This window comes from Lactobacillus melliventris (genome assembly GCF_013346935.1).
In the GTDB taxonomy this organism is placed as follows: Bacteria; Bacillota; Bacilli; order Lactobacillales; family Lactobacillaceae; genus Lactobacillus.
Genome location: NZ_JAAEEB010000010.1, coordinates 48,650 through 60,117, shown reverse-complemented (window position 1 = coordinate 60,117; position 11,468 = coordinate 48,650). Strand labels below are relative to the sequence as shown.

Annotated in this window: 16 protein-coding genes, 1 tRNA gene and 1 other annotated feature; of the genes, 12 read left to right on the top strand and 5 right to left on the bottom strand. The window is 34.6% G+C overall.

The window, feature by feature from the left end:
• Positions 1 to 114 precede the first annotated feature (114 nt).
• A tRNA-Ser gene (locus tag GYV61_RS08475) sits at positions 115 to 204 on the bottom strand.
• 212 nt (positions 205 to 416) lie between these two features.
• Here GYV61_RS08475 and GYV61_RS08470 point away from each other — a divergent pair.
• Positions 417 to 1,124: an AzlC family ABC transporter permease gene (locus GYV61_RS08470; protein ID WP_174795485.1), complete on the top strand. Its 708-nt coding sequence runs from the start codon at positions 417 to 419 to the stop codon at positions 1,122 to 1,124.
• Positions 1,111 to 1,434, top strand: coding sequence for an AzlD domain-containing protein (locus tag GYV61_RS08465; RefSeq protein ID WP_122026140.1), 324 nt, complete (start codon positions 1,111 to 1,113; stop codon positions 1,432 to 1,434). The genes GYV61_RS08470 and GYV61_RS08465 overlap by 14 nt, the downstream gene beginning before the upstream one ends.
• A gap of 112 nt (positions 1,435 to 1,546) precedes the next feature.
• Here GYV61_RS08465 and GYV61_RS08460 read toward each other — a convergent pair whose 3' ends face one another.
• Positions 1,547 to 1,915: a MerR family transcriptional regulator gene (locus GYV61_RS08460; protein WP_046324932.1), complete on the bottom strand. Its 369-nt coding sequence runs from the start codon at positions 1,913 to 1,915 to the stop codon at positions 1,547 to 1,549.
• 158 nt (positions 1,916 to 2,073) lie between these two features.
• On the opposite strand from GYV61_RS08460, the gene GYV61_RS08455 reads away from it, so the two are divergent.
• From GYV61_RS08455 to pnuC, 5 genes are all read left to right on the top strand, one after another.
• Positions 2,074 to 2,481 (top strand): carboxymuconolactone decarboxylase family protein, encoded by a 408-nt coding sequence (locus tag GYV61_RS08455; RefSeq protein WP_174795484.1) that lies wholly within the window; start codon positions 2,074 to 2,076, stop codon positions 2,479 to 2,481.
• A gap of 156 nt (positions 2,482 to 2,637) precedes the next feature.
• A complete protein-coding gene (locus tag GYV61_RS08450; protein WP_174795483.1) occupies positions 2,638 to 3,345 on the top strand; it encodes an AzlC family ABC transporter permease in 708 nt (235 codons plus the stop codon).
• Positions 3,332 to 3,655 carry an AzlD domain-containing protein gene (locus GYV61_RS08445; protein ID WP_174795482.1) on the top strand — a complete coding sequence of 108 codons (324 nt, stop codon included), beginning with the start codon at positions 3,332 to 3,334 and terminating at the stop codon, positions 3,653 to 3,655. The genes GYV61_RS08450 and GYV61_RS08445 overlap by 14 nt, the downstream gene beginning before the upstream one ends.
• Before the next feature lie 141 nt (positions 3,656 to 3,796).
• Positions 3,797 to 4,957 carry a cation:proton antiporter gene (locus tag GYV61_RS08440; RefSeq protein ID WP_174795481.1) on the top strand — a complete coding sequence of 387 codons (1,161 nt, stop codon included), beginning with the start codon at positions 3,797 to 3,799 and terminating at the stop codon, positions 4,955 to 4,957.
• A 144-nt stretch (positions 4,958 to 5,101) separates the two neighbouring features.
• Entirely contained in the window at positions 5,102 to 5,815 is a 714-nt protein-coding gene (gene pnuC / locus GYV61_RS08435; RefSeq protein WP_122026136.1) for a nicotinamide riboside transporter PnuC, read from the top strand.
• 33 nt (positions 5,816 to 5,848) lie between these two features.
• Here pnuC and GYV61_RS08430 read toward each other — a convergent pair whose 3' ends face one another.
• On the bottom strand, positions 5,849 to 6,169 hold the full coding sequence (locus GYV61_RS08430; protein WP_255525005.1) for a TipAS antibiotic-recognition domain-containing protein: 321 nt from the start codon (positions 6,167 to 6,169) through the stop codon (positions 5,849 to 5,851).
• Between the two features lie 151 nt (positions 6,170 to 6,320).
• Between GYV61_RS08430 and GYV61_RS08425 the strand changes: the two genes are divergently transcribed.
• From GYV61_RS08425 to GYV61_RS08405, 5 genes are all read left to right on the top strand, one after another.
• Positions 6,321 to 6,830, top strand: a complete 510-nt coding sequence (locus GYV61_RS08425; RefSeq protein WP_174795480.1) for a dihydrofolate reductase — start codon at positions 6,321 to 6,323, stop codon at positions 6,828 to 6,830.
• 1 nt (position 6,831) lies between these two features.
• Positions 6,832 to 7,020, top strand: coding sequence for a hypothetical protein (locus GYV61_RS08420; protein WP_046324926.1), 189 nt, complete (start codon positions 6,832 to 6,834; stop codon positions 7,018 to 7,020).
• 60 nt (positions 7,021 to 7,080) lie between these two features.
• Positions 7,081 to 7,319: a binding site (T-box leader), on the top strand.
• A gap of 45 nt (positions 7,320 to 7,364) precedes the next feature.
• A complete protein-coding gene (locus GYV61_RS08415; RefSeq protein ID WP_174795479.1) occupies positions 7,365 to 8,213 on the top strand; it encodes a MetQ/NlpA family ABC transporter substrate-binding protein in 849 nt (282 codons plus the stop codon).
• A 19-nt stretch (positions 8,214 to 8,232) separates the two neighbouring features.
• Positions 8,233 to 9,297: a methionine ABC transporter ATP-binding protein gene (locus GYV61_RS08410; RefSeq protein ID WP_174795478.1), complete on the top strand. Its 1,065-nt coding sequence runs from the start codon at positions 8,233 to 8,235 to the stop codon at positions 9,295 to 9,297.
• The gene (locus GYV61_RS08405; RefSeq protein WP_046324923.1) at positions 9,290 to 9,991 is read left to right on the top strand and encodes a methionine ABC transporter permease; all 702 of its coding nucleotides are present in this window, start codon (positions 9,290 to 9,292) and stop codon (positions 9,989 to 9,991) included. Before GYV61_RS08410 ends, GYV61_RS08405 begins: the two co-directional genes overlap by 8 nt.
• A gap of 62 nt (positions 9,992 to 10,053) precedes the next feature.
• Here GYV61_RS08405 and GYV61_RS08400 read toward each other — a convergent pair whose 3' ends face one another.
• Both GYV61_RS08400 and GYV61_RS08395 read right to left on the bottom strand, forming a co-directional pair.
• A complete protein-coding gene (locus GYV61_RS08400; RefSeq protein WP_046324922.1) occupies positions 10,054 to 10,335 on the bottom strand; it encodes an HU family DNA-binding protein in 282 nt (93 codons plus the stop codon).
• Between the two features lie 160 nt (positions 10,336 to 10,495).
• Positions 10,496 to 11,356 carry a glycosyltransferase family 8 protein gene (locus GYV61_RS08395; RefSeq protein ID WP_174795477.1) on the bottom strand — a complete coding sequence of 287 codons (861 nt, stop codon included), beginning with the start codon at positions 11,354 to 11,356 and terminating at the stop codon, positions 10,496 to 10,498.
• Positions 11,357 to 11,468 lie beyond the last annotated feature (112 nt).

Below are 11,468 nucleotides of genomic sequence, written 5' to 3'. Positions count from 1 at the left end.
ATAAAGAGCAATTTAGGAAATTGCTCTTTATTATTTTTATGCCGTGTAAATGCCGTGCGGAAGAATAATAAAAGCTTGTAATATCTGATATTACAAGCTTTTTAACTTAATTTAAGGAGAGTACAGGATTTGAACCTGCGCGCCAAGGAAAAACTTGGTTCGCCGGATTTCGAGTCCGGTGCATTACCACTCTGCCAACTCTCCGTAACGAATAACATTATACCTTATCTAAAAATTTTTTCAACTTGTTGTTTATCCATAAAACTGGGTAATAGTCAGTATTCTGCAGTTTTTAGCTATCGTGCAATGCAAAAGATGTTGTTGTAAAAAATAATAATAAATGTTAAGCTACAAATTAATTTAAAATTAACTTAATTAATATTTTATTTAGACAGCTTGCAGAAAAGGGTGCAGCAATGGACGGTTACCTAACTAAAAAAGCAGCAATTAAAGAAGCACTTCCTACTATATTTGGCTACATTGGTATCAGTGTAGCTTTTGGAATTATTGGTAAGGCAAGTGGCTTTTCTACCATCGAAGTATCTTTAATGTCCCTTATTATTTACGCTGGATCGGTTCAGCTGACAACTCTCAATATGTTAGTTGCGGGTAGTCCTATAGCCTCAATTGTATTAGCGGCTTTTTTAGTTAATTCACGAGTAATCCTGATGAGCACAACTGTCGCAGGCTATTTAAAACAAGAAAATTTAAAAAGAAATATTTTGATTGGAACTTTCCTCACCGATGAGAGTTTTGCTCTTAGTATGAATAAAATAAATTACACCAATGGTAAATTAAACTTTACTTGGTTTAATACTGTCAATATTATTTCTTATTTGACTTGGCAAGCTGGAACACTTCTCGGTGCAATATTGGGCGGCTTTATTACAGATCCTAAAAAGTTAGGACTGGATTTTGCCATTGTAGCGATGTTTATCGGACTACTTTATTTGCAAGTGCTGGGTGACAAAAATCTTAATAAGATATTGCAGATAATTGTAATATTAATATCTTTTGCGTTGACCTACTTTTTGACCATTGTTTTGCCCGCTAATTTAGTAGTAATAGTTGTTACTTTGATCGGCTGCAGTTTAGGAATGGTGCTCAAACATGTCTTCTTCTAAATATATCTTAATAACGATTGTTTTGTGCGGAGTGACCACTTTGCTTTCAAGAGTGATACCATTTGTTTTATTAAAAAAATTCTCATTGCCGCCAAGGTTGGTTGAATTTCTTTCTTTTGTTCCCATAGTAATTATGGCTGCACTCTGGTTCAGTAATTTAATTATCGCTAGGCCAGGTCACTTGCCTGAATTTAATTGGCAGTATGTTCTAGCATCCCTGCCAACCTTTGTAGCTGCAGTCATTAGTAAGTCTCTATTAGTCATTGTGATAGTGGGAATGATTTCCCTAGCGGTTCTGCGTTTAATTTAAAAACAGATTATAATACTATATGATCCCAGAAATTAAGACAATTTCGGAGGCCATATTTTTATTTCCAAATTAGTTAAATAAGATAAGATTGAAATTTATGAAAATCCCACTCTTATTCCTTTAAGTCTCCAATTGTCTTGAGGTAGGTTTTGATTTTTTGTTCTACAAACTCAATATTATCTTCAATTTTCTTTTCTTCTTCATGTAGATTATCTAATTGATTAAATAATAAAACTAATCTTTCGGGGATAGTTTGATCGCCCGCATAACGTAATTTGGCATATTTTTGCATTTCTCTAATGCTCATGCCTGTCTTTTTTAAGCGTGAGATAAAACTGATCCAAGCTACATCTTTTTCGCTATAAACCCGGCGATTGTTCTCATCTCGCTTCGGGAAAAGTAATTTTTGCTTTTCATAATAGCGTAATGTGTCAATTGAAAAACCACTAAGTTCTGAAAATTGACCAATTGAATACTTCATCTAATTTCCTTTCAAAAATAATTTTTACTTCAATAAATAGTATATCGTCATATTTTATTACTTCAAAATTTTTTGAAAAGTAGTTGACATGGACTATACTCCAGCAATTATTCTGAAACTTGTTAAATATCAGAAAACAAAATGAAAAGGAGAAAACTATGACAAACGATGAACGCTATCAAAAGGGTCTGGAAAATTTAGAGAAAGTGGACAGGGAAGGAGGGCAGTCAGTTATTGATTCACTTGCTGGCTTATCAGAAGATGTGGGGCGCTACATTATTGAATTTGCTTTCGGTGACATCTATGACCGGAAAGTTTTAGATTTGAAGCAAAGAGAAATGATTACTATCACAACTTTGTTGACGCAAGGTGACACTGAACCACAATTGAATGTTCATATTAATGGCGCCTTAAATGTTGGCTTAACTCCTGAAGAGGTAATTGAAACCTTTATTCAAACGATTCCCTATGTTGGATTTCCTAAAGTCCTGAATGCGATTACTGTTGCAAAACAAGTATTTAAAGACCGCGGAATTGATTTCACTAAGTCTCATAAGAGTGAATAAAGTTATGATAAAAACTAGTTGCTGTTAACAAGTACACTAGTTTTTTAATTTCAGACCTTTAAAATGTAAACGAATGGGCTTTTTTAGCATTAAAGACCAGAATATTTGAATTTAGGTTAATTAATATTTTGTATTAATGATTAAAGAAAGTGTTATATGGGAAGTTCATTATCAAAACGTGCTGCTGTGTCTGATACTATTCCAACTGTTTGTGGTTATCTGGGAATTGCAACTGCTTTTGGCGTGATCGGTCGAGCCACTGGTTTTTCGACTATTACTGTAATTTTAATGTCGCTTATTATGTACGCTGGCTCGGCGGAATTTACTACTGTTAGTATGCTGGCGGTGGGTAGTCCAATAGGTTCAATTATTTTTGCCGCATTTATGGTCAACTCAAGAATGATTTTAATGAGTACGACTGTTGTGCCCTATTTTAAAAAAGATAGTTTGGGTAAGGGCGTTTTAATTGGTACGCTTTTAACTGATGAAAGCTTTGCTTTAGCTATGAATAAAATTAATTATACAAACGGGAAAATGAATTTTACCTGGTTTAATACCGAAAATATCATTTCTTATGCAGCCTGGGTTAGTGCAACAATGATCGGTGCGGTGCTGGGCAATTTTATTAAAAATCCCCAAAAATTAGGACTAGATTTTGCAAATGTGGCAATGTTTATTGGGTTATTATATTTGCAAATAAAGGGTGATAAAAATCTAGATAAGCTGCTGCAAGCAATAGTAGTTTTATTGACATTGGCGTTAACATACGGTTTAACGATATTTTTGCCCGCCAATTTAGTTATTATTGTTGTTACGCTTATCGGATGTACATTAGGGATGGTAATAAAACGTGTCTTCTTCTAACTATATATATTTAACAATTATCGGTTGTGGAATTGCAACTTGGTTATCCCGGGTACTGCCTTTTTTTCTATTAAAAAAATTTTCTTTACCAAAAGTGGTAGTTGAGTTTTTATCATTTGTGCCAATTGTCATAATGTCAACTATGTGGTTTTGCAATTTATTCATAGCTCAACCAGGACAATTACCCAAGGTAAGAGTAGATTTTTTAATTGCTTCGGTACCAACTGTGGTAGCAGCAATTATTAGTAAATCTTTGCTAGTGATTGTAATTGTAGGCATAATATCTTTAACAGTCCTACGCTTAATTTAGAAAATTTAAGTTAAAAATGGTAGAATATTAATATTATAAATATTTTGGTTGGAGTTTAAGGCTTTCAAGAATTGTTCTTTGGTTTGGGTTGCCAAAGCAATTTGTGAAGGCCTTTTTTTGCTGGAGAAAGTGGGAGTGCAAATGAGGTTTTTAGGTATGCTGAGCGTTATTTTATTAGCCACGTTAATTGGAGGACAATTTAGTGCCAGATTAAAATTGCCGGCAGTTGTTGGTGAATTGCTGGCTGGAATAATAGTTGGTCCTGCAGTTCTTAATCTTGTGCAACCTACAGAAATTATAAAAGTATTCTCCGATATTGGTGTGATTTTTTTAATGTTTTTGGCTGGCCTTGACAGTGATCTGAAAACTTTGAATAAGTTACTGCGTCCCAGTGTATTGGTGGCTGGATTTGGCATGATTGTACCAATCATTATTGCTTATGTCACTGGCATTATTTTCGCATTTTCACAAGCGAAAAGTTTATTTTTAGGCTTAACGTTTTCAGCCACCTCCGTTTCGATTTCAGTTGCGGTTCTGCAGGAAATGGGGCGCTTAGAAGGAAAAGAGGGCATGACAATTCTGGGCGCTGCAGTAGCAGATGATCTGCTCTCAATACTACTATTGAGTATTGTTAGTGGACTGACGGGTGTATCTGAACCCGGCTCAAATAAGGGTAAAGATTTAATTCTAAGCCTACTGACCCAAGCAGCATTCCTGATACTTTTAGTTTTTGTTAGTGTTTACGTTATACCCCGTTTGATAAATTTAAGTCAGCGTCTGACACTGCCGGTCCCGGAGACATTAGTGGCAATGATTATTGTAGTATTGGCTTCTTGGGGGGCTGAGAAGGTAGGTCTTAGTAACGTGATTGGAGCCTTTTTTGCCGGACTGGCATTGAATCGTACTTCAGCGCAAAAAACTCTCAAAAAGAATTTTACGGTAATTGGCTACAGCAGCTTTATTCCTATCTTTTTTGTTAGTATTGGCTTAAACATGAGTATTAAAGGTATTTTAAATGACTTTATTTTGTTTTTTGTCTTAGTAATTGGCAGTGTTTTTTCCAAATTGGTGGGAGCTGGTTTAGGAGCCAAAATTGCTGGTTTTAGTAATTCTAGTGCATTACTAGTGGGAACCGGAATGGTTTCGCGCGGTGAAATGGCTCTTGTGGTTGCGCAAATGGGCTTAACCAACCATTTACTTGCACCTGCGGCTTATTCAACTGTAATCGGAGCAATCATTATGACCACTGTAGTCTCGCCTTTTCTCCTAAAATGGTCAATATCAAAAATGGCTCAGAAATAATGAAGCTTCAAAATACCAATTACTAAGGCTATAATCATTTGCCTAGCCATCTAGTCAAATCTCTTAAAATTGCTTAAAAGTTATGATAATATGGAAAACATGTTTTTTTCATTGTTAAATTTAAGCAGAAGGTAGGAAGGTCGAATGAAAATTCAGCCAGGAGCTGAAATATTTAAATTAAGATGGTATATTAAGCAAATGCGGGGTTGGAGCTTTAAAACCTATTTATTGTTAATGTTGGGAATAGGCATTATCATTGGTGCTACTGTGGCATCGCCCATCACCCAAATTTCTTTGTTAACGATGATTGCTGCCATTTTGGGCTTTACGTGCACCCTTGCTATTACTAATGCTAGGCAAATTAACGGCATCTTGGGTTTAGTTTCCGCTGCAATTTATATTATAATTTCTGTCTATGCGAAAAATTACGCTAATGTGATTTTGCAAACTATTTATATTTTGTTATTAGATCTGCCAGTCTTAATGTTATCGTCATGGTCTAAAGATACGGAAAAACATATTCATGGGTTGACGCTGAAAAAATGGCTTATGACAGTTAGCTTTTTTACTATAGTTTTAGCTTTACTTTATCTGTTGGACACTAAAATTTTTATTAGTCCACGTCCTGTAATTGATGCAACTGCGGGTGCAATAGGGATTACCGGCTCGCTTCTTTGTATGTTGCATTTTCGCGAGCAGTATTACTTTTGGACTGTGCAAGGAATTTTTTCAATTATTTTATGGGGAGTTACTGCCTTTCAAGGTGATGCTAATCTCACATTGTTCTTAACATATATTTTGTATTTAACCAATGATTTACTTGCTTTTACTGATAAGCATGTCCACTGGTTTCATTAACAAAAAAGAAGTCTTTTGTGTACAAGACTTCTTTTATTTTTCCAAATGTTCTTTCACAATTTTACTTAAGATTTTAGTTGCACCCTTACCGGCCTTATCATCGTAATAATATTGATAGCGCGTATCATTATCATAGGCATTAACAATACCCAAGTGAATTTTAGTAGAATAATTTGGCATGATGATCTGCAGCCATTTTTGGTGATTTTTAAAAATAGCAGCACTTAAAACTTTTTCTTGCTTGGGATCATTAACAACTGCTTGTAAATCTCGTACAAGATCGGCTTCTGTTTCTTTCATTTTATGATATTTTTCTTCAGTTAGTTGATTTGTTTTAGCCATGTTTCCCTCCAAAGAATTATTCAGATACTTAAATTACTATAGCAACAAAATAGGTAAAAATCACATAAAAATACGTAGATTTAATTCCAGATAATTGGTAAAGCTAAGCAGATGCTAAGAAATCCGCTAAATAAAGCGCTATAATAAAGAGAGAGGCGAATTAATGATTACTTTTGTTTGGGCAGAAGATCAAAAACACCAAATTGGTATAGATGGACATTTACCTTGGAAATTGCCTGCAGATCTACACCACTTTAAAAAAATTACTTATGGACATCCAATTATCATGGGTCGCAAAACTTTCGTGAGCTTGCCTCATCTTTTACCTGGGCGCAAACACGTTGTTTTGACGACCAGCTTAACATTAAAAAATAAATATCGTGATAATAACCAGGTTTCAATTATTAAATCTGTCAAAGAATTACAGGACTGGATCAAGGAGCATAAACAGCAAAACCTCTGTGTGATAGGTGGTAATTCGGTTTTTAACGCTTTAAAAAATCAGGTAGATTGTTTAGAAAAAACTGAAATAATAGCAACTTTTAAAGCTGATGTCACAATGACGAAAATTAATTATGATGACTTCATTTTAGTCAAAAAAGAATTTCATCAGCCTGACAACGTTAATCTTTATCCTTATAAATTTCTAACATATATGAGAAAGGAGAAATAACATGAAACAAGTTATTACTTCAACGATCACTTTTATAATCTGTATTATGATCTTAATTAGCAGCTTTTTTCTGGCAGAAAACTTAAATCATAACTATTGGTGGCAAGTAATTGGCATGGCCATTGTCACTTTTGCTGTTGGACAATATTTTTTCGCAATAATAAAATCATACCAATCGACCAAAAAATAATTTACTTTTTTGGTTGACAGAATATTTTTTCAATGTTAAATTAATAAACAATTAAATAATTAATACATCTTGAAAAGCAGAGTAGCTAAGTTTTTGTTAATAAAGAGAGCTGACGTTTGGTGAGAGTCAGTTAACAAGACCTAGTGAACATGGGCTTGAAATGATGACTGCTGGTGATATTTAGCTAGTGGCGGAATTGCATCCGTTATAATTGCAAGCTATTGTTAGATAGCTGTTGAGGTTTATTACGTGAGTAATAGACAAATTAAAGGTGGTAACACGAAGCACTCGTCCTTATTTGAGGAAGAGTGCTTTTTTTATTGAAAAATTGGGAGGTTTTTCAGATGACAAAAAAGAGTCGCAATATAATTATCGGAGTGATTGCAGCAATTATAATTATTGCTGTCGGCTGGTTTAGTTTTGGTAAAAAAAGTGGTGACCAAAAGAGCAATCACGTTGTTACTGTAGGTATTGTTAGTGAAACAAAGCCAAAACAAGTTATTTGGAACAAAGCTGCAAAATTGGCTAAAGAAAAATATGGAGTCACAATCAAGATAAAGAACTTTACTGATTATAATCAACCGAATAAGGCAGTTAAAAGTGGTGATATTGACCTTAATTCATTTCAACACTATGCATTTTTGAAAGCGTGGAACAAAGCAAATCACGGTGGTGTAGTTGCAATTGGTAGAACCGAAATTAACCCTATTAGACTATATTCTAAGAAGTACCACAAATTGAGTGATATTCCAAAGGGCGCAACTATAGCTGTGCCTAATGATGCAAGTAATGAATCTCGCGCACTTTTCGTTCTTAAAAATGCTGGTCTGATCAAGTTACGCAAAGGCAAGATTTTAGTTTCTGCTGCTGATGTAATTAAAACTTCTAAGAATATTAAAGTTAAAGAAGTCAGTGCCGATCAATGTGGTCGAGTAATTAATTCAGTTGATGCCGCCGTTGTTAATAATGACTTTGCGGGTCCTGCTGGTCTAGGTAAAAAACAGACAATTTTTGTTGAGCCTGTTAACAAAGATTCTCTGCAATGGGTAAACATCATTTGTGCAAAGAAAGGTCAGGAAAAGAATAAGGATTACCAGGCAGTGGTAAAAGCATATCAAACAGCTGAAACTAAGCGTCTGGACAAAAAATATTATGGTGATATGACTAAACCTGCTTGGGACGTTAAGTTTTAATGATCGGAGAAGATTGTAAATGGGTATTATTGATTTAGAACACGTTAGTGTGGATTTCCCTAGTAAAAAAGGCAAAATTGTTCAGGCTGTCCATAATGTCAGCCTAACAGTTGAAAAGGGTGATATCTATGGCATTGTAGGCTTTTCCGGAGCAGGTAAGTCTACACTAGTTAGAACTGTCAACCTTTTACAAAAACCAACTGCAGGCAATATTAAGGTAAATGGTACTGACTTTGTCAAAGATGGTAAGCAAGTAATTGCTAATAAGGATTTACAACTAGCTCGCAGGAAGATCGGCATGATTTTTCAAAATTTCAACCTATTAAACGAAATTAGCGTAGTTGATAACGTGTCTTTTGCCCTGAAACATTCCGGCTTAAAAGAAAAAGAAATTAAAGAAAAGTCATTAAAATTGTTGGACCTGGTGGATTTAAAAGATAAAGCAAATTCATACCCAGCTCAACTTTCTGGGGGTCAGCAGCAAAGAGTTGCTATTGCCAGGGCTTTAGCAAACGAACCAGATATATTGATTTCTGATGAAGCTACGAGTGCACTTGATCCTCAAAATACATTGCAAATTTTAACTTTATTAAAGAAGTTACAAAAAGATCTTAACCTAACCATCGTACTGATCACACATGAAATGGCTGCAGTCAAAAAAATCTGTAACAAAGTAGCGCTAATGCAATCTGGTCAGGTGATCGAAAATGGCAATCTCCGTGAAGTAGTCTTGCATCCGCAAAAAGATTTAACTAAGAGTTTTGTTGGTGGATCTTTGGAAGTTATTAATACTCTAAGGTCTCTTAAGATTAATAAATTAGATAACGACAATGAAGCTATTTATCAACTTGTTTATAGTATGGCTAACGTTACTAAAACTATCATTATTGATTTATACCGTAAGGTCGGGGTTGAAGCTAGTATGCTCTATGGTAATGTAGAACTGCTTGATGATGAGCCAATTGGAACTCTGCTTGTTCAAGTTAAAGGTGATAAAACAAAGCAGCAAGAAACAGTAGATTATTTGAAAAAAGAAAAAGTCGCTGTTACTCGTTTGAACGAAAAGGGGGATCTTTATGAGTAGTTGGTTTAGCAGAGTTTTTCCCAATGTTGTGCAACTGGGCTGGCTAGGTGATACTGGCTGGGGAACCAGCATTTTTCAAACATTATATATGACTTTTTGGTCCGGAATATTTGGGGGAATTTTAGGTTTAATTTTCGGTGTAATTTTGGTTCTGACCAAAAGTGATGGAATAAGACCTAATAAATTCTGGTTCAATGTTTGCGATAAAATAGTTTCAATTTTTCGTGCTATTCCGTTTATTATCTTGCTAGCGTTTATAGCACCAGTTACTCAAAAAATTGTCGGGACTCAGATTGGTATAAAAGCGGCTCTGGTTCCATTAACATTGGGCGTTTTTCCTTTTTATGCCCGTCAAGTTCAAGTGGCTTTAGAAAGCGTTGATCACGGTAAAATTGAGGCAGCACAGAGCTTGGGTGCAACGATTTGGGATATTATTTTTAGTGTTTATTTAAATGAAGCGAGATCAGAACTTGCTCGTGTTTCTACCGTTACAATTATTAGTTTAATTGGTTTGACTGCAATGGCAGGAGCTATTGGTGCAGGTGGCTTGGGTAATACAGCAATTTCATATGGATACAATCGCTTTAACAATGATGTAACACTTGTAGCAACGGTACTAGTCATCATTTTGATATTTATCATTCAAGTGATCGGTGACTTTTTCGCTAAGAAGTTAAATCATCAAAGTCGCTAAAAAATATAAAAAATAAAAACAACGAGGTAAACTCGTTGTTTTTTTCGTATTTAAATATAGAGCTATTTAACTGCATCTTTCAAAGCTTTACCAGGTTTAAACGCAGGAACCTTAGTTGCAGGAATAGTTAAAGTTTCGCCAGTTTGTGGGTTTCTACCTTTTCTAGCTGCACGATTACGTACTTCAAAAGAACCAAAACCTATAATTTGTACTTTTTCACCTTTAGCCAAGTTATCCTTGATTGATCCGATTAAAGCATCGATGACTTTTTCTGCCACGTTTTGCTTAAGTTCTGCTCTTGCTGCAACCTCTTTAGTGAGTTCAGATTTGTTAATTGAAGCCATAATTCTTCTCTTTTCTATAAAAATTTATACTTATTCAATGCTGTTAAATAGTTCGTATTTTTCTATACTAATCCACCTAAAGCATTGTGTCGCTTGATATCCGGCAACTTTTATTATTTTAGCACAGATAATGCTACCTTCAATAGTAAAAAGCTAAATGTTAACTTAATTTTTGTTGGTCTAACAAGCGGTTGACCATTTGCAGATAGTTCAAATAAAGAGGTTTGAAGCGAGAATGCTTTTCTTTTTGCCAAGGCTTGGGTTTACCGCAAAAATGCAAAATTGAAGTGTTTTTCATGACCCATTCTGTGTTAATTTCACCAGTGCTTCTAGTCAAGTAAACTGAAAAAGCTCTTGCATCATAGTTCCACCGTGTTTCAGGAATTTTGAGTATATCCTCGCCATATAAGTAGTTTAGAATATCCTGATCAGGCAAAATCAAAGTGTCATGATGTTGTTCAATTGCCTGAGTAATATCTTCAATTTTGATCTTTTTTCTCATTTGGTCCAAATCCATTAACATTATTCCTGAGTTGAAGTATCCAGTTGAAGTCCCAAGTCTGATATTATTGATTGAACTCATAATGTCTGTTAAACCCTCATGAACCGAAGCAGCAAACATTTTACCTTCAAGATCTAATTGCCATAATGGCACTACTGAGTTTATAACTAATATGTCCGGGTCGAGGTAAATAATTCTATGTAAGTTTGCAGGTAAAATTTTGCTTGAAAGTAGCCTAAAGTACATTTCCTTGGGGTAATCATGCAGGTTTAGCAACGAATTTGGAAATTTGATTTTTTTGTTCATAGTTAGAGTCGATACTTTAATTCTGATTTTTGTACCAAACTTTTTAAGTTTATTTAGAGCATGTTGATCAATATTATCATAAATTAACCAGACATGGAATTCCTCAGTCATATTGTTAAGTCTGAGGGAATACATCATCACTTCAAGTGGTTTGATATAGTTTTGGTCAATAGTAACCAATATTTCGATCGGTTCTTTTAGAGGATTATTCATAAAGTCTTCCTTTACCAGTTTTTTGTTTATTTTCACTATTTATTAGTATAAAGCAAAACATGTTAAGATACCTCATAATATAAGTTGTAAAAATAACTTAGTGTGCAAACGT